This window comes from Rhodoluna sp., assembly GCF_049276775.1.
In the GTDB taxonomy this organism is placed as follows: Bacteria; Actinomycetota; Actinomycetes; order Actinomycetales; family Microbacteriaceae; genus Rhodoluna.
Genome location: NZ_JBASXC010000079.1, coordinates 1 through 24,423 on the forward strand (window position 1 = coordinate 1; position 24,423 = coordinate 24,423).

Here is a 24,423-nt window from a genome sequence, read left to right on the forward strand (position 1 = left end):
AATCGCACGACCCACCGCTTCTCCCCCACTACCCCTTAGGTAGTGCGATGTAGGGGCACCGTCTGCGGTCGAACGACCTAACGACGTCGCAAAACTGTCATATGCCTATAACAATTACAGCCCAACCCGGAACGTCTCCAGTTTCATCAACAAATAATTTACTTTTCATTTTCTTCTCCTTTTTTTAGATGAACCCAAAATTCAGCAACTCAAGACTCGGGTAAATGGCAAAGAGAACTGTTATAGGCAATATCAAAAACACCAGTGGAATGAGCATTCTGGTCTCGTTCTTACCGGCCTGGCGAAGCAACGTATTTCTAATCTCCGCCCTTGTACTGGCACCTAGCTCACTCAGTAGCTGGGCTAGTGGGGTTCCCCTCTCTAAAGACATCGCAACCTTATTGGTGAATTCGATAATCTGAGCCTGAGGAAGTGCGATTGCTACCGTCTTGATTTCAGCTCCGAAGGCCGCCCCAAATTGGACAGCCCTAAGCACCCTGGTAAGTTCCTTGGCAAGTTCCCCCTCACACCTTGGAACAACGCAAGCGAAGCTTCTATAAATTCCGTCACCAGCTCTCAGGTGCACCACCAAAAGATCGACAATTTCGGGAAGTTCAAATAGCGCTCTACTGAACTTGGCCCTGTTTGCCATAGAAAGTCTCTGACTAAAAAGCTCTCCAAGATTTCTTTTGGAGAATCGGTTGGTCGCGCTCTGATGACCTTCACCCGGAGCTTGGACCCTTCTAGCAAGGCTTGCAACCGGAACCTGAACAAATGAGGCAACTAATCCAGATACCCCAACGCCAAAAACCACCGCGAGTAAATACTCGATGTTCATTTTGTGAAAACCCTCTGGGGTTTAGTGAGTGAACCCATCAAGGTCACCATCCGATAGGCAACTAGAGAAACCACCAGACCGAAAACCAAAATAGTTATTCCATCGGTCGTGTTATAGATGGCTACGTTTTCAGGTCTCGACGAAAGGGTGGCAACAATAATCCAAGGTGAAACAATCGCAAGCTTTGCAGTTCCTGTCACCCAACCCTGTTTAGATTCAAGCTCACCCCAAAGTGCAATTTCTGCTCTGGTTCGAACCGACAGATCTTTCAGTGAATCTAGATAGCCCACGCCACCAGAATTTTGAACCACCCTGATGAGTTCAATCAGTCGGTCAGCCTGCGGTTGACCAAACTGAGCCTTCAGCCAATCGAGGGAACTATCGGTTCCAGAACCTTTATCAATTCGCTCAACCAACTCTGTAAAAGCCGGCCTTAGGCGGTCAGGGCCAAATCTAGCAATTTCATCGAGAGAGTCGATTATCCCAATCCCACTGCTTGATGCCGTCTGTAAAGAATCAATCACTTCTGGCCAAAGTTTGGCGAGCTGTTCAGACCGGGTTGCTGCGGCAATCCTCAGAGCCTCAATCGCAAAACCGATTACCGCCAAAAAAGCGAACAGGCTAAGACCTACAACTGCGAAGCTGAGTTGAACCCAGCTCGAAATTGCAACCGAAGCACCCAAACTAAAAATGATTACTTGGATTGGGCTAAATCTGGAAAATCCCGCAGCTTCCAGCTGCTGGCGAAGCCATTTCAAAATTTCACCTCAGTTATTTGAATCCGCTCCGCATCAAAATCCCATGCGACCGTGGCAATCTGTTCAACTGTCCTTTTCCCATTTGGCAGCATTCGGCAGTGAATCACTAGATCGATACACGCTCCAACCGTGGGGTTCACAAACTCCGAGGTGATGTTTGATCCGGCAAGAAGCGGCAGGGTGCACAACTTAGCGATTGCGTCTTTGGCCGAGTTGGCATGAATGGTACAGAGCCCTGGAAGGCCAGAGTTCAATGCAATCAGAAGGTCAAAGCTCTCAGCTTCTCTAACCTCTCCCACAACTATTAGCCCGGGTCGCATCCTAAGTGCTTCCTTAACGAGCCGGCGCAAAGAAATTTCCCCAACCCCTTCAAGGTTTGGTTGCCTGGTCTGCATCGCAACCCAGTCACTTCCTTCTACCCTGATCTCAAAAGTTTCCTCAACGCTTATCACTCGAGCGCTTCTAGCAACCTCATCAAGAAGGGCACAGAGCATTGTGGTTTTACCCGCCTGAGTAGCACCTGAAACCAAAATGTTTTTACCCGCGCGAACCTGGTCACTTAGAAACCTCGCCTGCTGAATCGAAAGGGAGCCAAAGCCAACCAAGTTTTGAAGTGAGTAGACCCTGGTCGGGAACTTCCGAATGTTGACGCTCCAGTATTTTTTCGTGATGTCTGGAATAACAACGTGCAGCCTCGAGCCATCAGGAAGCGAGGCGTCAACAAAGGGCGCCGAACGATCGAGTCTGCGACCTGTGTTTCGGAGCATTTTTTCAACTAAGGTTTGCAATAACTCCTGTTCGATCTTCAGATCGAGCCGCTTGCTTATCCCTGCTATTGCCACGAAAACCTCCGAGTTTGTGTTGACCCAGATCTCCTCAATCTCATCGTCGTCCAGAAGCGGTTGGAGAGGACCGAAGGCGGCCAACTGCTCAGTTATCTCCTGTCTAAGGCTGGCTTCTTGGCGGGCTGAGCTCCCAGCAAGTTCGGACTCCATGGCTTCATCTAGCACCTGATCGAGTGCTCGGTCTAGCTCTAGCCCACCATCCACGATGCGCTTTCTAGCCCTCTTGGATAGGGCAATGACCAGTTCAGACACTTGACTCCCAAATGCATTTCAGTTTGCTAAGTTTGTCGAATTCGGAGTCAAGTCAGGCGTGTTTATCCACAGCCAGAATTGGCTAGACTATTCGAGGAACGCGGAAGTGGCGAAATTGGCAGACGCACTGGATTTAGGTTCCAGCGTTCGAAAGGACGTGTGGGTTCAAGTCCCACCTTCCGCACCAAAGAAAAAAGACCCGCACCATGCGGGTCTTTTTTAATCCTTGTTGTTTGCCATGTATCACCTGAGCGCACTGGTTCTGGCTAACGCTAACTGAGCATTAACAATCCCTGAACCGCAGCCGACACTTATGGAACAGTTGGATCCAGGGGCAAACGGTTTAACTGAGTTTTCCAGGATTGATCGAACCTTTTCTGGTTTGATAATCGGTTGCATCGAATACATCAAGGCCACAATTCCCGAAACCACCGGGGTTGCCATGCTGGTTCCTTCGGAGAGTCGATAATCTGGCAAGTTAGATGCGTCAACCCAAGAGGAAATGATTCCTCCGCGAGACTCGGGGGATTCGGTTGAACCAATTGAGAATTCACCGCCGGGTGCTGAGAGTAATACCTCCGGCCCAAAGTTTGAATAGGATGCGCGATCACCGAGCGATTGCGTGGCAACAACTGCTATAACACTCGGGCAGTTTGCCGGGAAGGAAAGTGAAGGTCTACTTTCGTTTCCAGCCGCGACAACGACGGTGATTCCTTTAGAGGCTGCGGTTTCAAAAACGCTTGCGTATCCACTGGTGCAGGGTACGGCTTCTCTGGCTCCGAGTGAAAGATTTATTACTGAGACTGGGTACCTATTTTTTGGAATACCACTTATTGATACTCCGGCTGCCCAGTTAATTGCTTTCAGAAGATCGGCGACTGTTCCGCCGTCTATACCAAGTGCCCGAATTGGCAAAATCTTTACGTTTGGAGCGATACCTGCGGTTCCAACAAAATCGTGCTCTGCGGCGATAATTCCCGCCACTTGAGTTCCGTGGTAGCTATTGTAACCAGACGCGTCACCTCCCTCATCGTTCGGGTTAGGGTCCTCACCGTCGCCGTCGCCAGCGCTGGCGATGTCAGACACGAAGTCGTAACCGTAGATAGTTCCGTCGGTGTTTCTGGTTAGCGCCTTTTCTATTTGCGGGTGCTCTTTGATTCCGGTATCAATAACAGCAACCACTTTCGAGCGATCACCGGTTGAGTACCTCCAGGCTGATGACGCCGAGATTCCATTTTGGCCATTGAGATACCACTGCACGGGAAAGTAAAAATCATTCACGGATACGACATCGTTTGAACTTGAAGAGCCGAGAGAGTTAGTGGCAAAAACTTCCACGGTGTAGGGGGTTTCAGGAATCAGATCTGGGAATCGGCACCTAGTTGCGCTACACAGCGATGTTTCAACCGACTCGATATTGGCAGCGGTTGCAATGGCGCGATAGCGCAATCGCTTTTTCGTGAAGCCACCCCGGTCAGAAAGGGACTGTCCAAGATAAGACACCGATCCGGGTCCAACCATGGTTCCCGAAGTTATGACAACGGGCTTGGGAGCTGTTCTAACAATCGCAGAAACAGTGTTTGAGATTTTTCCAACAGTATTCTTGCCAGACCCATCGTTTGTGATGGCACGAACTCTAAAGCGGTAGCTCACGCCAGCTCTTATTCCTTCACTCACAAACAGCCTCGTCTCACTGCTACCTGTGTCACTGACGAGAACCCGGAAGCTACGTCCGTTGTTCGAGGAATATAAAACGCGGTAGCCAACAACTTGTGCCCCGTAGCGGTTCGCTGGTGCTCTCCAGCTAAGACGAATTCGGGCCTGGTCTGGAGCACTTGACCTAACGGCGGCTCTTGCGGCCAGTGATCTTGGCCCGGAGGCTGGCCTAGCCTTCGCTACTGGCGGAGCAATAAAGCTCTGCGGCGCTAGAGATGCTTGAGTTACATTTAGGTTTAAATCTGCCCAAGCAATTCTTCGATCGAGCACCATACGCTTGACCCAGTTACGTACGGTTTCTTTTTCTAATTCATCTTCAAAATTTAGAGCGTACAGCCCGCCACCTAAATCTTCGCTGGTGATTTGTCCGCGCAATAAGTTAGCCCCGGTAGGCTCACCGTTCTTAGCTATCGGGGATACACCTTCTGCATACTGAATAATCACGCCCGAAACTGTCCCCGAGTTGATTGGCAGCTCGATTTTGGAGCTGGCGGATGCTGCAGGAGTAAGCCCGCTTACCAACAAAGCGGCCAGCGCTAAAGTCACATAAATCCGCTTTGTATTCATTACAGTCAACTTATCAGAGGCTTTTCTGCATCAGGATTGTTCCCAGCCAACGCTCAAACTTATATCCAACTTTGCCCAGATGACCTTGCCTACTAAAGCCAAACTGTTCGTGCAGACGCACCGAGGATTCCGCTCCACTGTCTGAAATCACGGCAACAACTTCTTTGACTCCGGCAGCTTTGCACCGGGTTAAGAGCTCTTCCAATAGCTTGGTGCCGATGCGCTTGCCGGTCGCCGCAGGTCGCAGGTAAATGCTGTCCTCAACCGTTGTCCGATAAGCCGACTTTTGTCTCCATGGTGCAACGTAAGCAAAGCCAAGTATTTCTCCCCCGTCGCTTGTCGCAACGATAAAGGGAAGATTTTGCTTAACCAGGTACTCAAGCTTGTCTTTCCACTGAGCGAGCGTCATTGTCTGCTCGTCAAAAGTGACAACTGAGTTTTCAATATAGAAGTTGTAAATCTCGGTGATGGCGAAACAGTCAGTAGCCTCGGCGTCTCTAAGATTCACACTCAGCGGGCGATCGGTGTCCTCGCGAAAACCGCGAGCACGAAAGCGCCTAATTAGTCTCCAGCGAGATGATGAATCTAGGCCCAATTGAACTCCTAACAGGACCAATCTATCGGGCCAATCCCACGCTCCCCGAGAGACTTATTTGTCCTCGAGTAAACACGGGACCCGAAAAAGCCCCGACTGGCAGACAGGGGGCTCGGGTGAATGGCCTGGATAACTGATCCAAGAACAATGTCCTTGGCTATCTTTTTGGCGTGCTCCCCGAGGCTCAGACAAACCAGCTTTCCGGCAAGTTCTTTATCTAAAGCTTTGACCACTAAAGAGGTGAACTCAGCCCAGATCTTGGAGTGGGCCCCTGGATTACCGATTTTCGTTGTGAGGGCAGAATTTAGGAGCATCACCCCTTGTGCGCTCCAAGCCGATAATTCACCGAGATTACTAGCTTCGGGTATGTCGGTAGCGAGCTCCCTCATGAGGTTTTTTAGGCTCTGGGGATGTTTTTGCCCCGGTGAGACAGCAAAAGCCAGACCGCAGGCAACGCCTTGGGTGGGGTAAGGATCTTGCCCAATAAGAAGTACCTTTACCGAGTCCAGTGGCTTTTCGAATGCACGCATCACAAGCGACATTTCGGGGGTGATGTCCGAAGCCAAATTGAGCTGATTTTCAATATCCGCTAGCAATTCCAGCGCTGGAGAAAGCAGTGTCTGCCAAGACTGGTGCATTGAGCCAAACAACATCCTTAAAGAGTAAGGCTTCAACCGATGGCACAATGAATGCATGAGCCAGTCAATCCTTGAACAAGCCCATCAGATGCAGCCCGAGCTTAGGAACCTTAGAAGGAAGCTGCATAAGAATCCCGAGTTTGGGCTTGAGCTTCCAAAGACACTTGAGGTGATTCTCGAGCAAATAACGGGACTTGGTGAAATCACACTGGGTAAGTCAATTTCCTCTGCGGTGCTTCATATAAAAGGTGACGGCGATGGTCCAACCGTTTTGCTTCGGGCCGACATGGACGCTCTGGCGGTTATTGAAGACACCGATCTGGAATACGCATCGGTAAATGGCTTCATGCACGCCTGCGGACATGATCTGCATATGGCTATGGGGGTTGGGGCTGCCAAGATTTTGGCCTCTCGCAAATCCGAGATAAACGGCAATGTGATCATCTTGTTCCAACCCGGCGAGGAGGGACACCACGGCGCCGACGTAATGATTGAAGAAGATGCCCTTATGGTTTCAGGTAAAAAACCAATTCGCGCTTACGGCCTACACGTTTTTAGCTCCTACCCGCTTGGCATGATGGGTTCCCGAGCTGGAGCACTGATGGCTTCTGCCGGGGATCTACTGGTGACAGTTTCCGGTAGCGGAGGTCACGGCTCAATGCCCTGGTTATCCAAAGATCCAATAAGTGTGCTGAATGAGATCATGTCGGCAGTGCCGACCATGATCACAAAAAGATTCAATGCCTTTGATCCGGTGATAGTAAATATCGGTTGGGTTCGTGCGGGAGATCCGGCGACCACCAACGTGATTCCCGAAACGGCTTCTTTTGGCGCAACGGTTCGAGTGTTCTCTGAAGAAAGCGCCGAAAAGCTGAAGCAATACACCCAGGAACTGGTTACCTCAATAGCCGAGGGTTTTGGATTGACAGCAACCGTTGAATTCACCAGAGCCACAAAGGTTTTACTAAATGACCCAGTAGCAATCCAGTCGGTTGAAAAGATAACCGAGGAGTTGTTTGGACCGGGGAGGTATTTGAACTTGCCGACCCCAATTGCCGGAGGCGAAGACTTCGCTTCCATCCTGAGAGAGGTTCCCGGAGCATTTGTATTCATGGGAGCCTGTCCGCCTGGAGTCGATCACACCAAGGCCGCGACCAATCACTCCAACAGGGCAGTCTTCGACGATGCAGTGTTGAGTGATGGTGCTGCACTGCTTGCCCGTCTAGCTATCGACGCTCTGAGCTAGCCAGTAGGCTTTTTTCAATCATGGAATTTCAAGTATCTGGCGACAGCACACCGTCCGAATTCATCACTGACGAGATGGCCAGAAAGCTCATCGGTAAGCCACCGGCATCTGGCGCATGGCGAGACGGTGACCCGGTTGGAGACCGAAAGTTCACCTCTTCATTTGACATCAAGTTAGAAAGTGGCAAAAAGCTCAACTCGGTAAAGATTGCCTACGAAAGCTGGGGAGAACTAAACGCCGATCGCTCAAATGCCCTATTGGTTCTACATGCACTAACCGGAGACTCGCACGCATTTGGCAAACCTTCGAAAGCCCACCCGACCGCCGGATGGTGGAACGGTTTGATCGGCCCGGGGGCAGCGATAGATACAAATAAATACTTCGTTGTATCTCCCAATATGCTCGGCGGTTGCCAGGGCTCAACCGGTCCGACCTCCCTCGATAAAAAAGGCAAGGAGTACGGAGCTAAATTTCCTTACCTAACAATTCGCGATCAGGTTACAGCTCAAGTTGAGTTATCAAAGCAACTTGGGATAAAGCGTTGGAAGGCTATCGTCGGCGGATCAATGGGTGGCATGCAGGTACTCGAGTGGGCAATTGAGTATCCGGATAAGGTCGAGAAAATTGCGGTGCTTGCAGCACCTGCCTTTTCAAACGCCGATCAGATTGCATTGAACTCCGTTCAGCTTGAAGCCATCAAGGCGGACCCCGCATTCAACGATGGCGACTACTACGACGCGGCCGCGGGTAAGGGTCCCTATCGAGGTTTGGCACTTGCTAGAAGGATGGCGCTGCTGAACTACCGCTCCCCCGAAGAGCTTAACGTTCGTTTTGAAAGATCTTGGCAATCCAAGGTGAACCCATTTGGGGACGGTGGACGCTTCGCTGTCGAAAGCTACCTAGATTTCCACGGCAATAAATTCACCAGAAGATTTGATGCCAACAGCTACCTGACTTTAGTTGAGGCCATGAACTCCCACGACATTGCTCGATCCAGAGGTTCGCTCAAAAAAGCGGTCCAGAAGATACAAGCCGAAATGCTGCTAATCGGAATCGATAGCGACCGGCTGTTTCCGGTGGCCTCCCAACAGGTGATTGTAGATAACGGGCCCCGCAACTTATTTGGAAACAAGTTGTTTGTGATCAAATCCGGCTTCGGTCACGATGGCTTCTTGATTGAAGTCGAAAAGGTCGGAAAGCTTATAAAGCGCTTGCTTGCGAGTAAGGGCTAGAGCAAACACCTACCCGCACGATGCGGTTGGTTTGTTCAGATGGGTACCTAAACTAGAACTTGTTGTGGCTAAGTGTCACTTCCAAGGGAGAAATTACCGGTGTCAGCTTTACAAAAAGCCAGGTTTGCGGTTTTCGCATACTTTACTATTGCCGGAGCGACCGTCACCTTCTGGGCGGTGCACATTCCCTTTGTCGAGTCCAAGCTCGAAATAACCCCCGCAGCAATTGGTCTACTGTTGCTGGTTTTTGGAGGCGGTGCCCTAACCGCTATCCAACTCGTTGGGAACCTGATTGATCAAGTGGGATCTAGAACCGCCACCTTCGCCTCGGGAACATTCATGGGAGTCATGCTGTTTTTCCCAGGACTTGCCGATAATCCCCTGCTTTTGGGAGTTGCGCTGTTTTTCCTAGGCATCGGCGTTGGTGCAACCGACGTTGCGATGAACGCTCATGCGGTCGATGTCGAAAAAGCTTACAAGCGTCCAATCTTTTCAGCTTTTCATGCCATGTGGTCATTCGGTGGACTAATTGGCGCAAGCCTCGGTGGCATTTCTTTGGCCAACGACTTGGATATGCAAACAACACTCTCGTTTGCGGCTGTCGCGACTTTGTTTATCGCGGTATCGATGCGAACTTGGCTACTTCCAGATATCCCGAACCACCAACTTGAAAGCTCTGATGACACCGGCAAAATTAATCTCGAGAAAGCCAGATTGAAAGCTGCCAACACATCAAATCGAAAAGTTTTAGGTTACGTATTATTTCTTGGCGCCATGGCGGCAGCCGCGGCAATAGCCGAAGGTACCGGTGTTGACTGGTCAACTCTTCATCACGCCAGGGTTCTTGGAACCAGCGAAGCGCAAGCGTCGCTTGCACTTGTGGTTTACACCGGAGCGATGGGCTTTACAAGATTAGTGATTGACAAGGTGGTTGCCGTAAGGGGACGAATATTTGTAATCGCCTTCGGGTCACTGATTTCAGCGCTTGGAACCAGCGTTGTTGTAGTTTCAACCTCTTCTCCGGTTGCACTTCTCGGTTGGATTATTGCCGGTATTGGAATTGCCGGTGTGGTGCCTCAGATTTTTGCTTACTCAGCAGAAGTCGGTGAGTCGACACACACCGGAAGAAACATGGCGAAGGTGGTTGGTATCACCTATGCGGGTGTGCTAGCGGGTCCTGCGGTAATTGGTTTTCTAACCGAGCTTGTTCCGCTGAATATTGCCATCGGGCTCGGGATTGTTTTGGGCCTATTCACTGCGCTGGGTACTCTGGTGATAATAAAAAGGAATACAAATGTCCAAACTGTTTGAATCGATAAAGCTTAGAGATCTCGATGTAAAAAACCGCATCTGGATCTCACCGATGTGTCAGTACTCCTGCGAAAACAAAGACGGTGTGCCCGGTACTTGGCAGCAACTACACCTGGGCTCTAGGGCCATCGGTGGCGCTGGATTGATTTTTGTCGAAGCGTCCGGCGTTGCACCCGAGGGTCGAATCACTCCGTGGTGCACGGGAATTTGGAACGACGAGCAAGCGGCTGCTTGGAAAATTATTGTTGATATTTGTCACAGCCACGGATCCAAAGTTGCTATGCAGCTAGCTCACGCTGGCCGCAAAGCTTCGGTCCACCGGGAGTGGAGCGGGGTTGGAACAGTGCCGATTAGCGAAGGCGGCTGGGAATCTGTTTCAGCAACCGACGTCGCCTTCGGAGAATACGCAGCCCCGAGAAGACTCACCGTTGAAGAGATAAAAGGATTGGTTCAGGCTTTTGCGGATGCTGCACAAAGATCTGTGAAAGTTGGATTCGATGCTCTGGAAATTCACGCCGCGCACGGCTATCTTATTCACCAGTTCCTATCTCCAATTAGCAACGATAGAGAGGACCAGTACGGTGGCTCTCTAGAAAACAGAGCCAGGCTTTTGATGGAGATCATCGAGTCGGTAAGGAATGTAATTCCAGAAACCATGCCATTGTTTCTCAGGCTCTCGGCGACGGACTACGCCGACAACGGTTGGGATCCAGATCAAACCGCAGAAGTTGCCGGTTGGGCAACCGAAAGAGGCGTTGACCTAATTGATGTTTCAAGCGGTGGGCTAATCACCGGAGTGAAAATTCCAAGCGGACCCGGCTACCAGGTGCCTTTTGCCAAGCATGTGTCAGAACGCATCAAGCAACCGGTTAGTGCAGTTGGTCAAATCACAGAACCTAAACAGGCTGAGGCAATTCTGCAGTCCGGCCAGGTTGATGTGATTTTGATCGGAAGAGCAAGCCTTCGAGACCCCTACTGGCCGCTTCGAGCAGCCCACGAACTGGGAGCTGAGGTTTCTTGGCCAGCCCAGTACGAGCGAGGAATGTGGCCCAAGGCACCAAGTCTTTAGGAAATTTGAACGCCTTCGGGCCAAAAGCCTAAACGTTGAGAAAATCCATCAATCAGCACCCCCCAAATCTGAAAGCCCCACAGAGCGTAAGATATAGGAGTCATTCAGGCCAACAAATAAGGGGTTTTCTTTGTCCGGTGAAGGATCGCAAGACGACTACGGAGCCAATTCCTGGCTAGTCGAGGAGATGTACGAGAAGTACAAGCAGAACCCAGATTCAGTAGATAAGGCCTGGTGGCCAATTCTGGAAAACTACCGGTCCACTCAATCTTCTCCCAATGCAACCCCCGCAGCCCCGGCACCGGTCGTTTCCGACCTGACCACATCGATACCAGTGATTGCAAAAACCACCCGGGTCGAAGCTAAGCCTCAACCAATCCCTGCTCAGGCTCCAGTCACCGAGTCGATCACAATCGTTCCTGAGGCCTCGAATGATGACGAACAGGACCAGGTTACGGTTCTAAAGGGGATGGCAAAGTCATTAGCCACCAACATGGATCTCTCACTTGAGATTCCAACCGCTACCAGCGTTAGAGCTCTCCCGGCGAAGTTAATGATTGATAATCGCTTAGTTATCAATTCTCACCTTTCGAGAACCCGCGGTGGAAAGATTTCTTTCACCCACCTAATCGGTTGGGCCATCATCCAAGCGATAAAGAAATTTCCGAGCCAGAACGTTTACTATGACGTAGTCGATGAGCGCCCGGTGGTTGTGCAACCAGCCAACATAAACTTTGGCCTGGCAATCGATATTCCAAAACCGGATGGATCTAGAGCGTTGCTTGTTCCAAACATCAAACGCGCTCAAAGACTGAACTTTGCCGAGTACCTGGCCGCTTACGAGGAGCTTGTTGGAAAAGCTCGAACCAATACTCTAACCGCGGGAGATTTCCAAGGAACAACGGTGTCTCTAACTAACCCCGGAGGAATCGGAACCGTGCACTCGGTTCCACGACTTACCAAGGGGCAGGGTTGCATTGTCGGCGCAGGTGCCTTGGAGTACCCAGCAGAGTTCCAAGGAATGAGTGATGCCCAGCTAGCCAAGCTTGGAGTCAGCAAGGTCATCACCCTTACCTCGACATACGATCACCGAGTTATTCAAGGTGCCGGAAGCGGAGAGTTTCTAAAAATTGTTCACGGGTTGCTACTTGGCGAGGACAATTTCTACGATGAGATTTTTGCAGATCTTCGCATTCCCTATGAGCCAGTTCGCTGGGTTCCGGACTTCGAACGCGATGGCATTGACGATCGTGAGAAATCAACCAGAATTCAAGAGCTGATAAACGCTTACCGCGTCCGCGGTCACCTGATGGCAGATACTGATCCGCTCGAGTATCGCCAGCGCACCCACCCGGACCTTGATGTATTGACCCACGGTCTCAGTCTTTGGGATTTGGACCGTTCGTTCCGTACCGCCGGCTTCGGTGGTCAGCAGAAGGCACCGTTTAGGGAGATTCTTCGAATTCTTCGAGACTCTTACTGCCGCACCGTCGGTATCGAGTACATGCACATCCAAGACCCAGCCCAGCGTAAGTGGTTCCAAGAAAAACTTGAGAAGCCCTATGCCAAGCCAACTCGCGAGGAGCAGCTTCGCATTCTCGCCAAGCTAAACGAAGCGGAGGCTTTCGAAACCTTCCTGCAGACCAAGTTCGTGGGTCAAAAGCGGTTCAGTCTCGAGGGCGGGGAGAGCGCCATTGCCGCAATGGATGAGATTCTTCAGTCTGCAGCCAACGCCGGTATCGAGGAAGTTTGTATCGGTATGGCTCACCGCGGACGCCTAAATGTTCTCACCAACATTGCAGGAAAGACCTACGGGCAGGTATTCAAAGAGTTCGAAGGTAACACCGACATCAAAACCGTCCAGGGTTCCGGAGATGTGAAGTACCACCTCGGAACCGAAGGTGTGTTTGAAAGCCTCGAGGGTAACCAGGTTAAGGTGTCCCTTGCGGCTAACCCCTCCCACCTTGAAGCGGTAAATCCGGTACTCGAGGGAATCGTGCGCGCAAAGCTAGATCGCTTCGAGGCAATTCCGCGCGACGAGTTCCCGGTTGTTCCAGTTTTGATTCACGGAGATGCGGCTTTTGCTGGCCAGGGTGTGGTTCCAGAAACTCTAAACATGGCACAGCTGCGCGGCTACAAAACAGGTGGAACTATTCACCTTGTGATCAACAACCAGGTAGGTTTCACAACTCCGCCTTCGGAGTCACGTTCAACTCCTTACTCAACAGACGTCGCCAAATCAATTCAGGCACCAATTTTTCACGTCAATGGCGATGACCCGGAAGCAGTTGTCCGAGTTGCACAAATTGCCTTCGAGTACCGCCAAAAGTTCAAAAACGATGCAGTTATTGACCTAATTTGCTACCGGCGCCGCGGACATAACGAGGGTGATGACCCGTCGATGACACAGCCGCTGATGTACAACCTCATTGAAGCCAAGAGGTCGGTAAGAACTTTGTACCTCGAATCACTGGTTGGTAGAGAAGACATTACCCAAGAGGAATTTGAGGCCGCCAACACTGATTTCCAGGCCAAGCTTGAAAATGCCTTTGTCGAAGTTCACGCAGCAATGACTACTCCGATTGAGCTGATACCAAGAAGGGTTGGTATTGGAACAACCGCGAGTGATGCTCCGGAAGTCAGTCGTCCGACGGCTATCAGCAAAGAAGTAGTTGAACTAATCGGTGACGCGCATGCCAACACCCCGGCAGGCTTTGAGGTGCATCCGAAACTTCAGCAGCTTCTAGCGAAACGAGTTGAAATGAGCCGCGAGGGTGGAATCGACTGGGGCTTTGGAGAGCTAATCTCTCTCGGATCCTTGCTCGTCGAGGGTATCCCGGTGCGCCTTGCTGGCCAAGACTCTAGACGCGGAACGTTTGTTCAGCGTCACGCCGTTTTCCACGATCGCGTGAACGGGCAGGAGTGGATGCCTCTTCGAAACCTAAGCGGTGATCAGGCTAAGTTCTGGATCTATGACTCGCTTCTGAGCGAGTACGCTGCAATGGGTTTTGAGTACGGGTACTCGATTGAGAACAAAGAAGCCCTTGTTTTGTGGGAAGCACAGTTTGGTGATTTTGTAAACGGTGCTCAGACCATAGTTGACGAATTCATTTCTTCAGCGGAACAGAAGTGGAATCAGAACTCGTCTCTTGTGCTTTTGCTACCTCACGGATACGAAGGACAGGGCCCAGACCACTCGTCCGCTCGAATAGAAAGATTTCTGCAGCTTTGCGCAGAGAACAACATGACCGTGGTTCAGCCGAGCACCCCGGCCTCTCATTTCCACTTACTGCGTAGGCAAGCATTCACGAGGCCAAGAAGACCTTTGATTGTGTTTACTCCGAAGTCGATGCTCCGCCTCAAGGCAGCCTCATCTTCGGTGGAGGATTTCACAAGTGGCGGCTTCCAGCCGGTGATTGATGATGTTCAGTCACTCGACAAATCAACTGTTAAGAGAGTTATTTTGTGTTCCGGAAAAATCTACTGGGACCTGATGGCTGAGATTGAAAAACGCGGTGGGGCCAACATTGCTGTGATTCGTATCGAGCAGCTGTACCCAACCCCCGTGGACGAGATCAAGACAACTTACGCTCAATACCCAAACGCGGAGCTCTACTGGGTTCAGGATGAGCCAGCCAACCAGGGACCCTGGACCTACATCGGTTTGTTCTTACCGAGGTACATGAACGGTCAAGTTCCAACCGTGGTGTCAAGACCAGCCAGCGCATCTCCCGCAACCGGTTCCGCCAAGCGTCACGCCGTGGAGCAAGCGGACGTTATCGCAAGAGCCCTGGCGTTGTAGCTAAATGGAGTCAGAAGAAAGACTAGAAACTCGAATCGTAATTCTAGGCGACGAGGCAACTACAGCTATCGGGGACGTGAAGGCCCTGGGTTGGGTTGGTCGAGTAATCGCCAGAACTCCGGTTGAAGACCCCATTATCGATATCTACAACGTGCCCTCGCCCGGCGAGACCAGTGCGAGCTTGATGGAGCGTTGGAGTGCAGAGGTCCAACGCAGGTTTCGACCGGAAACTGACAACCGCCTCGTTCTGGCTCTTGGAAATTCCGACGCATCGGTTGGAATTTCGGTTTCCAGATCGAGACTGAATGTGGCAACGGTAATTGATGAGGCTAAGCGAAACGACATCTCAGTATTTGTTGTTGGCCCTCCACCCAGTTTTGATAAGGCCTTGAACTACGAGATTGAACACCTGGCTACAGGGTATGAGGATGTCTGCCGAAGAAGAAATGTTCCGTTTGTGGACTTTTTTCATCCGCTTGTAGATCACGAGGGCTTCAACGCAGAACTTGAGGTGTCAGCCAGAAACATGCCGGCTCAGACCGGATACGGTCTAATGGCTTGGTTGGTTCTCAACCGAGGTTGGTATCCCTGGTTAGGGCTTGAGGAAACTCAGGGTTAGTGCAACTGGGACTTTCGGATATAGTCGAGAACTTTTGCGGCGAGCTCCTTGGGTGGGGCCTCATCACATGATCTAGTTATTGCTTTGTTGATGTATACCTCTAGGTCATACTCTTCTTCACAGGAATCACACAGAGCTAAGTGGCTGGTGATGTCCTTCTGATCCTCAGGACGCATCTCGTTGTGAAGGTACTCGTGAACCAGTGCCTTAGTTTCTTCGCAGTCAAACTCCGCCATTAGCTTTTCTCCGTTGTTGATTCCGATGCCAAATACCCTTGGTCTTTGGCGTACTCCGTTAGCAGTGCTCGAAGGAGCTTCTTACCGCGGTGCAACCGACTCATGACGGTTCCAACCGGGGTTCCCATAACCTCTGCAATCTCTGCATAGGGTAAACCATCAACCACTGCGTAGTAAACCACCATTCGAAACTCCTCTGGAATTTCAAGCAATGACTTGCGAATGATTTCAGATGGTAAATTATCCAGCGCCTCGAGCTCGGCCGAGCGCGAGGTGGTCGCCGTCAGCGATTTAGCATCACCCAGCTGCCAATCTTCAAGATCATCCAGTCCGCCCTTGGATGGGTCCTTGGCCTTTTTGTTGTAGCTGTTGATATGGGTGTTGGTCATAATCCGATACAGCCAGGCCTTCAAGTTTGTCCCCTGCTGGTACTGGGCCCAGGCCACAAAAGCCTTGGCCATAGCCTCCTGAACCAAATCCTCGGCATCAGATGGGTTTCGGGTCCAGCGAAGGGCCGCTCCGTAAAGCTGAGGCATAAGAAGCAAAGCCTGTTGCTCAAAGTCCCGAATCTTGTCCTCGGTGGCTTTTTCCGGCTGGGTTGTCATTTGCATAGAGTCTACCAAGCCAGACGAAACGGGTATCTCCAGCACTCCTGCCACCTTTTTTCACTCCTAAAGCTTTTTTCAATAACTGCTACTTTTAAAACCAATGACTGATGAAAGCTATTCCCGAAGCTGGCTCGCTCCCAGCACCCGAAGTTCCCTTGCCGCCACAATCGGTCTCCCCGGCTCCAAGTCTCTGAACAACCGTGAGCTGGTTCTTTCGGCCCTAGCCAAAGAGCCCACCAAGCTTTTGGGCCACCTGCAATCTAGAGACTCCACCCTCATGATCCAAGCTCTCCGTGAACTTGGAACCCAGATAGAAGAGTCAGAGCAATCGCTTATGGTGACTCCAGGCACGCTCAACGGTCCGGCGAGTATAGATTGCGGCCTTGCTGGAACCGTCATGCGATTTGTTCCGGCCCTTGCGGCCCTTGCCAAGGGCCAAATTGATTTCGATGGAGACCTTGCTGCCAGAAAGCGTCCGATGAAAACAACCATCGATTCGCTTCGAGCTCTTGGGGTAAGCGTTAGCGGAGATCGCTTACCTTTTTCGATACTTGGAACCGGTGAGGTGGAAGGTGGCGAAATAGAAATAGATGCTTCGGCATCTTCGCAATTTGTTTCCGGACTGTTGCTGGTTGGCGCCCGATTCCAAAACGGTCTAACCGTCACTCACGTTGGCGAGCACTTACCCTCCATGCCCCACATCGACATGACAATCGACGTATTGCAAAAAAGAGGCGTGAGCGCAAAAAAGACCGGGCCCGCTAGTTGGCGCGTTGAGCCGGGAGAAATCTCAGGCGGAGAGGTACGAATTGAACCCGACCTTTCAAACGCCGGTCCTTTTTTGGCAGCCGCAATGGTTGCTGGTGGAAAAGTCACAATAGCCAACTGGCCAACGAGTACCACGCAAGTCGGTAACGACTTCGACGGAATCTTGCAGCGCATGGGGGCCAAGATAGATCGAATCGGTAGCGATCTGGTAATTACCGGATCTGGAAAAATAACCGGGATTGACATCGATCTTTCGACCGGCGGGGAACTCACCCCGGTGATTGCCGCACTGGCAACTCTAGCCGATTCGCAAACGACCATCCGTGGCGTAGCGCACCTTCGAGGTCACGAGACTGACAGATTAAGTGCTCTGGTGAACGAAATTAATTCAATCGGAGGTGAAGCCACCGAAACCGCCGACGGCATGGTGATAAACCCCGCTTCTCTTCGCGGCGGATTATGGAGAACCTACGAGGATCATCGGATGGCAACAGCTGGAGCCATCATTGGACTGAAGGTTCCAGGAATTGAAATTGAGGACATAAACGCTACTTCCAAGACCATTCCACAGTTTGTGGCTTTGTGGGAGAAGATGCTGGAGGGTTCTTCTTGAGCTGGCTCTACGAACCAGAACCGGGTGAGCACGATCTTGACGAGTCAGATATCCGGGTTCGGCCAAACCCCAAGGGCAATAAACCGCGCACCAAGATAAGGCCCGAGCACGAGGACGCCGTTTTGGGCCTACTGGTTGGAGTGGATAAAAACCGCTACCAGGTGCTGCTTCAGGATAAGGACATTCAGGTCAATGCCACCCTTGCCAAAGAGCTTAGAAAAGATGGGCCCGCGGTTGGCGACGTGGTAGCTCTAACCGGAGATACCTCGGGCGTTGATGGCGGCCTTGCAAGGATTGTTCGAATTGAACCGAGGACCACTTTGCTTCGAAGAAGTGCCGACGACAGCGATCAGGTGGAGCGGGTAATTGTTGCAAACGCCACCCAGCTAATGATCGTAATCGCTGCGGCAAATCCAGAACCTCGAACCAGACTCGTCGATCGCTATTTGGCGGCAGCCCTTGACGCCGGACTAAAACCAATAATTTGCGTCACCAAGACTGACCTTCAAGATCCGAGCGAATTTTTGTCAAGCTTTGCAGGACTTAGCATTCCAGTTGTCGAAACCAGGTCTGACGAATTTGAGCTTGGGAAACTGAATGAACTTTTAGCTCAAGAAGTGACGGTGCTGGTCGGTCACTCGGGCGTTGGTAAATCAACTCTTGTGAACGCAATAGCTCCGCTTGCCAATCGTGCGGTTGGGGTTGTCAACGAGGTTACCGGTCGTGGACGTCACACCTCGACCTCGGTTCGCGCCATAAAGCTAGAAAACGGGTGGATTATTGACACCCCCGGAATTAGATCATTCGGCCTGGGTCACATTGACCCCAAGAACCTACTTAGGTCATTTGAAGATCTTTGGGAGACCATTCGCTCTTGCCCCAGGGGTTGCACCCATCTAGCCGACTCACCGGATTGTGCATTGGATGACGCAATTGAATCTGGTGTCCTCGGTCCTCAGGCAGCTTCGAGAGTTGACTCGCTTCGAAGGCTCATGACTTCGCTAAGTTAGTAGGCGTGTTCACATTTGATCAAGACCTTGCTCTAGCACTTGAGCTAGCCGACGCGGCTGATCAGATTTCGCTACCCAGGTTTCGAGCCCTGGATCTAAACGTCGAGACCAAGCCCGATCTATCCCCCGTCACAGACGCCGACAAATCGGTTGAGAAGGCTCTGATTGAGCTTCTTGCCCTAAGCCGCCCCGATGACGCCATAGTTGGCGAGGAGTTTGGTTCCAGCGGAGAAGCTTCCAGGAAGTGGATTATCGACCCAATCGATGGGACCGCCAACTTTGTCAGAGGTGTACCGGTGTGGGCCACTCTGATTGCCCTGAGTATCGACGGAAAACCAAGCGTCTCGGTAGTTTCAGCCCCTGCCATGGGGGCTAGGTGGTGGGCAGCTCCTGGAACTGGCGCCTTCACAAAATCCATTACCGGTGAGGCAAGAAAGCTTCGCGTATCGGGGATTTCAAAGCTTGAGGACTCCTCTTTGAGCTACAACAACTTACAGCTGTGGCAAAAAAGTGAATTCATGCCGCAACTTATACAGCTTTCTGAAACCGTTTGGCGCACCAGGGCCTACGGAGACTTTTGGAGCTACATGTTGCTTGCCGAGGGATCGGTTGATATTGTGGCGGAGCACGATCTAAAGATTTACGACATAGCGGCTTTGGTTCCGATCATCGAACAAGCCGGTGGTTACATTTCCGATCTGCAGGGTCCGCTCACCGAGCAAAGCTCGAGCGTTTTGGCCACCAACTCCTTGCTGCACTCAAAAGTTCAAGACCTGTTTAGAACGGCGAGTTAGTTGAAAATAAGACCATTGACCGGAAGATTGCTTGCGCTTGCAGGAATGCTGCTGGTTGCGCTAAATGTGCGCACCGCGGTTTCATCTCTATCGCCAATCATTCCCTTCATTCGCGACGACTTTGAGCTTTCCAATCTCGCGGTTTCGTTTCTTGGAATGCTCCCGCCGCTTGGCTTTGCACTCAGTGGACTAATCGCACCGATTATTACAAGGCGAATTGGTCTAGAAGCTGCGCTTCTAACACTGCTTGCCACAATCGCGTTGGGCAGTGTGATTCGAGCGGTTTCTGGCGATTGGAGTCTGCTAAGCGCGGGCACCATGCTGGCCCTTGTTGGTATGGGCATGGGAAATGTACTTTTGCCAGTAGTGGTTAGAAAATATTTCCCGGACCGAATCGGATCGATGACCGGTTTATATCTGGTGATTGTTTCGATTGGAGCGTTCTCTCCCCCGCTGATCGCGGTTCCGGTTGCGGAGGCTGCCGGCTGGCGAGTTTCTCTCGGCCAATGGGCGGTAGTGGCCCTTATCGCTTCGATACCCTGGCTTTTTGCACTCAGGCAAAATAAGGTCGAAGAGCCGGTTGTCACTCAGGCGCTAACCATTCCGATAAGTGTCCGTCACGTGAAAATTTGGAAATCCCCAACCGCGATGGCGATGGTGGTCATCTGGGCAGTCTCGTCTCTAAATGGCTACGCCATTTTTGCCTGGCTGCCACAGATCTTGATGGACGAGTCTGCTTCAACACCTGCCGAAGCAGGAATTTTGCTAGCGCTCTACGCCGCGATGGGGATCCCAGCGGCTCTTTCAATGCCGGTGCTGGCGGTTCGTTATCCAAATCAGGCACCCCTTATTTACCTGAGCGGCATCTTATTTTTCATCGGGTACGGAGGACTCATCTTCTTGCCAGGCTGGTGGTCCTGGGCCTGGGTATTACTTGCAGGTCTTGGTCCGATCCTTTTCCCACTGAATCTTGCTCTATTCAACATTCGCACTAAGTCCCAAGAGACCCTGCTTCGAATCTCGGGCTTTGCCCAAGGTTTTGGTTATCTCGCAGCAGCCACGGGGCCTTTAGTGATTGGTGTTTTGCACGACCTAACCGGGAACTGGACTAGCTCACTCTGGTTTTTGTTCCTAACTGCAATTCCGGCGATGCTTGCCGGGAGAGTCATAGCCCGTCAGAAGACAATCGACGAAGAGCTAGAGCAGCGCTCCTAAACCCACCTGGAAGCGTGATGGTCGGCAACAATTCGACGAGTGGTTCCGCTACGACCGCGAATAACTATTGACTCGGTGCGGATGATAGGGCCCTTTCGTCTTACGCCCTGGAGAAGTCCTCCGTCGGTGACTCCGGTTGCAATAAAAAATGTGTTTTCGCTTCGAACCAACTCGTTGGCCTCATAGACATGCTCCATCTTCAGACCCGATTCGATACCGCTCAGCTTCTCGGCTTCATCACGCGGCATCAACATTCCCTGCATGAGGCCACCCATTGCGGTGATCGCACAAGCTGTGACAACGCCCTCGGGAGAGCCACCGATTCCAATGCACATGTCGATTCTCGAGCCGTAGCTTGCGGCGTGAATTGACGCTGCAACGTCGCCATCGAGTAACAACCTGGTTCCGGCTCCCGCCTCGCGAATTTCACGAATCAGATCTTCGTGACGAGGTCGATCCAAGACAGCCACCACAATTTCAGAAACTGGTTTCTTCATGGCCTTGGCTAGTGCCCTAATGTTTTCACCGATTGGTTTTCTTATATCGCAAACCCCAACCCCGGCTTGCCCGGTGACAAGTTTGTTCATATAAAAAATCGATGACGCATCAAGCATGGTTCCACGGTCCGAAACCGCAATCACCGAGAGGGCATTTTGGCGACCGGCAGCAGTAAGGCTGGTTCCATCAATTGGATCCACCGCGATGTCACACTTTGGACCGTTGCCCGCTCCAACTACTTCGCCGTTGAAAAGCATCGGGGCGTTATCTTTTTCTCCTTCGCCAATAACGACCAAGCCCTCAAAGTTCACGGTGCCTAAAAACGCTCGCATGGCGTCAACGGCAGCCTTGTCGGCGGCGTTCTTATCTCCCTTACCAATAAATGGGTAAGCGCGGATGGCTGCGGCTTCAGTTGCTCGAACTAGCTCCAGGGCCAGGTTTCGATCGGGGTGTTGGACTGGGCTCTCGGACTCTGTCATACCTTCACCCTAACCAGTTGTAGGAGTCTTTATCTAAAGCTCACCGAGGGAACCCGCTTGCTAATCTTTAGCAATGGAAATTGAAATTAGGGTTGCTACCGAATCCGATCTTGAGGACCTACTGGCACTGGATGCCGAATGTTTCCCGGCCGGCAATCCCGACCTGGAGCCTGCTCCCCACGGCGAAATTGCAACCGGAGTCCAAGAGCAGGCCATGTTTGTTGCAACCGCCAACCAAAAGGTGGTTGGCATGCTCCAGCACGAGAAAGTGAGCTCAAACGAATGGGAGCTTCTTAGCCTTGCCATTACAACCACTCACCGGGGCCAGGGCATCGGACAGGCCCTAATGGATAGGTTTTTTGTTGAGCTCTCGAGGAGCCCCTATCTGGTGGCAGTTTCTTGCCTAACTTCGCCAAGTAATGAGGCCATGCAGGGCCTTTTGGAAAGCTTTGGGTTTGTTCAGGTGGCCTTGATTCCTGACTGCTTTGGCCCCGGCAAGCACCGACTGAGGTTCCAGCTGAACTAGCCGCCTGGAACCATCTTTAAAAAAGCCCCATTTTTTGGGCATTTGTTTGGGGTTTTTCTTGTTCACTTTCCAAGGCGCCCAAAAGGTTCCAAAATGAAGAGCAGGTAGGACAAGCAATCCAATGAAAATCTACGACGACATAACCCAGATTTATGGCAACACCCCTCTGGTTCGCCTAAACAAGATCATGGACGGCGCCGGCGCTGAAGTCCTTGCCAAACTTGAGTTTTATAACCCCACCTCAACAGTGAAGGACCGCCTCGGTATTGCCATTATCGATGCCGCCGAAAAATCAGGCCAACTGAAACCCGGCGACACCATTATTGAGGCAACCAGTGGGAACACCGGAATTGCAATCGCCATGGTTGCCGCAGCCCGCGGATACAAAGCAATTCTGACCATGCCGGAATCGGTCAGTGTTGAGCGAAGAGTGCTGCTTCGCGCCTTTGGGGCAACATTGATTTTGACCCCGGGAACCGAAGGCATGACCGGAGCCGTTTCAAAGTCAGAAGAAGTTGCCAAGGAAACCGGTGGCATTTTGGTTCGACAGTTTGAAAATGAAGCGAATCCAGAAATTCACCGTCGGACAACCGCCAGGGAAATCTGGGAAGACACCGACGGTGAGGTCGCAGCACTGATTGCTGGAGTTGGAACCGGTGGAACAATTACCGGAACCGGGCAGCGCCTCAAAGAGCTAAACCCGGAGATCAAAGTCTTCGCGGTTGAGCCTGCGTCTTCGCCACTACTAACCGGTGGCTCCCCAGCTTCCCATCCGTTGCAGGGAATTGGAGCTAACTTCATTCCCCCAATTTTGGACCGAAGTGTTTACGACGAAGTCATCGACGTCCCAAGCGATGAAGCAATTGCTTACGCTCGCCGCGCCGGAGTTGAAGAGGGAATTCTCGCTGGGCTTTCTTCAGGTGCCGCCCTATGGGCTGCCGCCAAGGTAGCTAAGCGAAAAGAGTTCAAGGGCAAAAAGATTGTCGTTATCATTCCATCCTTTGGTGAGAGATACCTATCCACCGTTTTGTATGCCGACCTCAGGGAAGAAAACTAAACCTTGTCATTCAATGAAGATCTAAAAGCCGGTATTGCAAGAGACCCCGCCACAAACGGCAAGTTAGAGCTATTTCTAACCTCGCCTGGCCTTCACGCGATCTGGATGCACCGGGTATCACACCGTCTATGGAAAGCCAAGCGAAGGATTCTGTCCCGGATGTTTTCTAACTGGGCAAGGTTTCTAACCGGCATCGAGATTCACCCGGGAGCCACCATCGGCAAGAGATTTGTTATCGACCATGGCATGGGCGTGGTTATTGGAGAAACTGCCGTTATTGGTGATGACGTATTGATGTATCACGGGGTCACGCTTGGAGGTAAGGAAAACTCTGCAATTGATCGACACCCCATTATTGGCTCACACGTCGTCATTGGAGCCGGAGCCAAGATAATTGGTCTCATCACAATTGGAGACAACTGTTACATCGGAGCCAACACGGTTGTTACAAAAGATATACCGGCTGGCTCAACTGTTGTTGGAGAAATTGGGAAGATATTAAGCAAGAAAGCAGCTGTCTCAGGGCATTGGGTTGCTCAGGAGTATGTGATCTGAGACTTTTAGATACAGCGGGAAACTAGCTCGGCTTTGAACTGAGGAAAGTCTCCAGGTTGTCAAAGTAGCTTTCTATGCCCTCTTTTGAGGCCTCGGACTGCTCCTGGTCCATCTCACCAAACTGGGAGAACCTGACGTTGCAAGAGTTGTCCAGTTCGGTGAATTCCACCTCAATAAGGTGTGCTTCGGCTTGTGTTTCACGAAGAGCAAACTCCAGCTCGTCTTGGGAGTAGCAAAGCTCATGAACTAATTTTTTGTTTTCTTGTACTTCTTTATAAGTTCCCCAGAAGTAAGCATTGAACCCGTTGGCAAAGACATCGACCGCTATTGCCCATCTGCCCCCTACAACTGGCTCACTTAGTGCTGAGCCTGGGATGACGTTGAGATAGATCGGGCAATACCAATTCTCGAGCTCTTCGGCGTTGGTCCAAGCCCGCCACAATCTCTGGACCGGGTACGAAAACTTTCGTTCAACAAAATAAAGTGGCTGCACGGTTATACGTTAAATCTAAACTCCACTACGTCGCCATCTTGCATGACGTAGTCCTTACCTTCCATGCGAACCTTGCCCTTGGC

The 24,423-nt window shown here is 51.4% G+C and carries 24 protein-coding genes and 1 tRNA gene; 14 read left to right on the top strand and 11 right to left on the bottom strand.

Going from position 1 to position 24,423, the window contains the following annotated elements; translation table 11 throughout:
• Window positions 1–184: 184 nt before the first annotated feature.
• The 3 genes from WAO31_RS05265 to WAO31_RS05275 are packed head-to-tail and all read right to left on the bottom strand — an operon-like array spanning window position 185 to window position 2,693.
• On the bottom strand, window positions 185–838 hold the full coding sequence (locus tag WAO31_RS05265; RefSeq protein WP_509591117.1) for a type II secretion system F family protein: 654 nt from the start codon (window positions 836–838) through the stop codon (window positions 185–187).
• Window positions 835–1,596, bottom strand: a complete 762-nt coding sequence (locus tag WAO31_RS05270; protein ID WP_509591119.1) for a type II secretion system F family protein — start codon at window positions 1,594–1,596, stop codon at window positions 835–837. Before WAO31_RS05270 ends, WAO31_RS05265 begins: the two co-directional genes overlap by 4 nt.
• Window positions 1,593–2,693 carry a TadA family conjugal transfer-associated ATPase gene (locus WAO31_RS05275; RefSeq protein WP_509591122.1) on the bottom strand — a complete coding sequence of 367 codons (1,101 nt, stop codon included), beginning with the start codon at window positions 2,691–2,693 and terminating at the stop codon, window positions 1,593–1,595. Before WAO31_RS05275 ends, WAO31_RS05270 begins: the two co-directional genes overlap by 4 nt.
• A 100-nt stretch (window positions 2,694–2,793) precedes the next feature.
• Here WAO31_RS05275 and WAO31_RS05280 point away from each other — a divergent pair.
• A tRNA-Leu gene (locus WAO31_RS05280) sits at window positions 2,794–2,880 on the top strand.
• A gap of 56 nt (window positions 2,881–2,936) precedes the next feature.
• On the opposite strand, the gene WAO31_RS05285 is transcribed toward WAO31_RS05280, so the two are convergent.
• Genes WAO31_RS05285 through WAO31_RS05295 form a run of 3 tightly spaced genes read right to left on the bottom strand, consistent with a single transcriptional unit; the run spans window position 2,937 to window position 6,224 of the window.
• Window positions 2,937–4,976, bottom strand: a complete 2,040-nt coding sequence (locus WAO31_RS05285; protein WP_509591124.1) for a S8 family serine peptidase — start codon at window positions 4,974–4,976, stop codon at window positions 2,937–2,939.
• Between the two features lie 13 nt (window positions 4,977–4,989).
• Window positions 4,990–5,571 carry a GNAT family N-acetyltransferase gene (locus tag WAO31_RS05290; protein ID WP_509591127.1) on the bottom strand — a complete coding sequence of 194 codons (582 nt, stop codon included), beginning with the start codon at window positions 5,569–5,571 and terminating at the stop codon, window positions 4,990–4,992.
• A gap of 8 nt (window positions 5,572–5,579) precedes the next feature.
• Window positions 5,580–6,224 (bottom strand): uracil-DNA glycosylase, encoded by a 645-nt coding sequence (locus WAO31_RS05295; RefSeq protein WP_509591129.1) that lies wholly within the window; start codon window positions 6,222–6,224, stop codon window positions 5,580–5,582.
• A gap of 40 nt (window positions 6,225–6,264) precedes the next feature.
• Here WAO31_RS05295 and WAO31_RS05300 point away from each other — a divergent pair, with 40 nt between their 5' ends.
• The 6 genes from WAO31_RS05300 to WAO31_RS05325 all read left to right on the top strand — a co-directional run bounded on the left by WAO31_RS05300 (window position 6,265) and on the right by WAO31_RS05325 (window position 15,488).
• A complete protein-coding gene (locus tag WAO31_RS05300; protein ID WP_509591131.1) occupies window positions 6,265–7,455 on the top strand; it encodes a M20 metallopeptidase family protein in 1,191 nt (396 codons plus the stop codon).
• 20 nt (window positions 7,456–7,475) lie between these two features.
• Window positions 7,476–8,687: a homoserine O-acetyltransferase MetX gene (metX, locus tag WAO31_RS05305; protein ID WP_509591133.1), complete on the top strand. Its 1,212-nt coding sequence runs from the start codon at window positions 7,476–7,478 to the stop codon at window positions 8,685–8,687.
• A 99-nt stretch (window positions 8,688–8,786) separates the two neighbouring features.
• Entirely contained in the window at window positions 8,787–9,998 is a 1,212-nt protein-coding gene (locus WAO31_RS05310) for an MFS transporter (protein WP_509591135.1), read from the top strand.
• Window positions 9,982–11,067: an NADH:flavin oxidoreductase/NADH oxidase gene (locus WAO31_RS05315; RefSeq protein WP_509591138.1), complete on the top strand. Its 1,086-nt coding sequence runs from the start codon at window positions 9,982–9,984 to the stop codon at window positions 11,065–11,067. Before WAO31_RS05310 ends, WAO31_RS05315 begins: the two co-directional genes overlap by 17 nt.
• Before the next feature lie 130 nt (window positions 11,068–11,197).
• Window positions 11,198–14,869, top strand: a complete 3,672-nt coding sequence (locus WAO31_RS05320) for a multifunctional oxoglutarate decarboxylase/oxoglutarate dehydrogenase thiamine pyrophosphate-binding subunit/dihydrolipoyllysine-residue succinyltransferase subunit (protein WP_509591141.1) — start codon at window positions 11,198–11,200, stop codon at window positions 14,867–14,869.
• Between the two features lie 4 nt (window positions 14,870–14,873).
• The gene (locus tag WAO31_RS05325; protein WP_509591143.1) at window positions 14,874–15,488 is read left to right on the top strand and encodes a GDSL-type esterase/lipase family protein; all 615 of its coding nucleotides are present in this window, start codon (window positions 14,874–14,876) and stop codon (window positions 15,486–15,488) included.
• On the opposite strand, the gene WAO31_RS05330 is transcribed toward WAO31_RS05325, so the two are convergent.
• Together WAO31_RS05330 and WAO31_RS05335 are read right to left on the bottom strand one after the other, a co-directional pair.
• Window positions 15,485–15,724, bottom strand: a complete 240-nt coding sequence (locus tag WAO31_RS05330; protein WP_509591146.1) for a zf-HC2 domain-containing protein — start codon at window positions 15,722–15,724, stop codon at window positions 15,485–15,487. The genes WAO31_RS05325 and WAO31_RS05330 overlap by 4 nt on opposite strands.
• Window positions 15,724–16,329 carry a sigma-70 family RNA polymerase sigma factor gene (locus WAO31_RS05335; RefSeq protein WP_509591148.1) on the bottom strand — a complete coding sequence of 202 codons (606 nt, stop codon included), beginning with the start codon at window positions 16,327–16,329 and terminating at the stop codon, window positions 15,724–15,726. The genes WAO31_RS05330 and WAO31_RS05335 overlap by 1 nt, the downstream gene beginning before the upstream one ends.
• 103 nt (window positions 16,330–16,432) lie before the next feature.
• Between WAO31_RS05335 and aroA the strand changes: the two genes are divergently transcribed.
• Genes aroA through WAO31_RS05355 form a run of 4 tightly spaced genes read left to right on the top strand, consistent with a single transcriptional unit; the run spans window position 16,433 to window position 20,732 of the window.
• Window positions 16,433–17,713, top strand: a complete 1,281-nt coding sequence (gene aroA, locus WAO31_RS05340) for a 3-phosphoshikimate 1-carboxyvinyltransferase (RefSeq protein ID WP_509591150.1) — start codon at window positions 16,433–16,435, stop codon at window positions 17,711–17,713.
• Window positions 17,683–18,723, top strand: a complete 1,041-nt coding sequence (rsgA, locus tag WAO31_RS05345) for a ribosome small subunit-dependent GTPase A (RefSeq protein WP_509591153.1) — start codon at window positions 17,683–17,685, stop codon at window positions 18,721–18,723. The genes aroA and rsgA overlap by 31 nt, the downstream gene beginning before the upstream one ends.
• Before the next feature lie 5 nt (window positions 18,724–18,728).
• Window positions 18,729–19,517, top strand: a complete 789-nt coding sequence (hisN, locus tag WAO31_RS05350) for a histidinol-phosphatase (protein WP_509591155.1) — start codon at window positions 18,729–18,731, stop codon at window positions 19,515–19,517.
• Window positions 19,518–20,732 carry an MFS transporter gene (locus WAO31_RS05355; protein ID WP_509591158.1) on the top strand — a complete coding sequence of 405 codons (1,215 nt, stop codon included), beginning with the start codon at window positions 19,518–19,520 and terminating at the stop codon, window positions 20,730–20,732.
• Here the strand turns inward: WAO31_RS05355 and glpX are convergent.
• Window positions 20,729–21,709, bottom strand: coding sequence for a class II fructose-bisphosphatase (glpX, locus tag WAO31_RS05360; protein ID WP_509591161.1), 981 nt, complete (start codon window positions 21,707–21,709; stop codon window positions 20,729–20,731). The genes WAO31_RS05355 and glpX overlap by 4 nt on opposite strands.
• 73 nt (window positions 21,710–21,782) lie before the next feature.
• Here glpX and WAO31_RS05365 point away from each other — a divergent pair, with 73 nt between their 5' ends.
• The 3 genes from WAO31_RS05365 (at window position 21,783) to cysE (ending at window position 23,847) form a co-directional block, all read left to right on the top strand.
• The gene (locus WAO31_RS05365; protein WP_509591164.1) at window positions 21,783–22,235 is read left to right on the top strand and encodes a GNAT family N-acetyltransferase; all 453 of its coding nucleotides are present in this window, start codon (window positions 21,783–21,785) and stop codon (window positions 22,233–22,235) included.
• Window positions 22,236–22,356: 121 nt separating this feature from the next.
• Window positions 22,357–23,292 carry a cysteine synthase A gene (cysK, locus tag WAO31_RS05370; protein WP_509591167.1) on the top strand — a complete coding sequence of 312 codons (936 nt, stop codon included), beginning with the start codon at window positions 22,357–22,359 and terminating at the stop codon, window positions 23,290–23,292.
• A gap of 3 nt (window positions 23,293–23,295) precedes the next feature.
• Complete coding sequence (gene cysE / locus WAO31_RS05375) at window positions 23,296–23,847, top strand: serine O-acetyltransferase (protein WP_509591170.1); 552 nt, start codon at window positions 23,296–23,298, stop codon at window positions 23,845–23,847.
• Between the two features lie 22 nt (window positions 23,848–23,869).
• On the opposite strand, the gene WAO31_RS05380 is transcribed toward cysE, so the two are convergent.
• The gene (locus tag WAO31_RS05380) at window positions 23,870–24,340 is read right to left on the bottom strand and encodes an SRPBCC family protein (protein ID WP_509591172.1); all 471 of its coding nucleotides are present in this window, start codon (window positions 24,338–24,340) and stop codon (window positions 23,870–23,872) included.
• A gap of 2 nt (window positions 24,341–24,342) precedes the next feature.
• The coding region (locus tag WAO31_RS05385; RefSeq protein ID WP_509591174.1) for a DUF933 domain-containing protein at window positions 24,343–24,423 on the bottom strand (81 nt) is incomplete at its 5' end.

Coding starts and splice junctions, on each gene's coding strand:
- WAO31_RS05265 (WP_509591117.1), bottom strand. CDS start 838: ATGAACATCGAGTATTTACTCGCGGTGGTTTTTGGCGTTGGGGTATCT.
- WAO31_RS05285 (WP_509591124.1), bottom strand. CDS start 4,976: ATGAATACAAAGCGGATTTATGTGACTTTAGCGCTGGCCGCTTTGTTG.
- WAO31_RS05295 (WP_509591129.1), bottom strand. CDS start 6,224: ATGTTGTTTGGCTCAATGCACCAGTCTTGGCAGACACTGCTTTCTCCA.
- WAO31_RS05300 (WP_509591131.1), top strand. CDS start 6,265: ATGAGCCAGTCAATCCTTGAACAAGCCCATCAGATGCAGCCCGAGCTT.
- metX (WP_509591133.1), top strand. CDS start 7,476: ATGGAATTTCAAGTATCTGGCGACAGCACACCGTCCGAATTCATCACT.
- WAO31_RS05315 (WP_509591138.1), top strand. CDS start 9,982: ATGTCCAAACTGTTTGAATCGATAAAGCTTAGAGATCTCGATGTAAAA.
- WAO31_RS05325 (WP_509591143.1), top strand. CDS start 14,874: ATGGAGTCAGAAGAAAGACTAGAAACTCGAATCGTAATTCTAGGCGAC.
- WAO31_RS05330 (WP_509591146.1), bottom strand. CDS start 15,724: ATGGCGGAGTTTGACTGCGAAGAAACTAAGGCACTGGTTCACGAGTAC.
- WAO31_RS05335 (WP_509591148.1), bottom strand. CDS start 16,329: ATGACAACCCAGCCGGAAAAAGCCACCGAGGACAAGATTCGGGACTTT.
- aroA (WP_509591150.1), top strand. CDS start 16,433: ATGACTGATGAAAGCTATTCCCGAAGCTGGCTCGCTCCCAGCACCCGA.
- glpX (WP_509591161.1), bottom strand. CDS start 21,709: ATGACAGAGTCCGAGAGCCCAGTCCAACACCCCGATCGAAACCTGGCC.
- WAO31_RS05365 (WP_509591164.1), top strand. CDS start 21,783: ATGGAAATTGAAATTAGGGTTGCTACCGAATCCGATCTTGAGGACCTA.
- cysK (WP_509591167.1), top strand. CDS start 22,357: ATGAAAATCTACGACGACATAACCCAGATTTATGGCAACACCCCTCTG.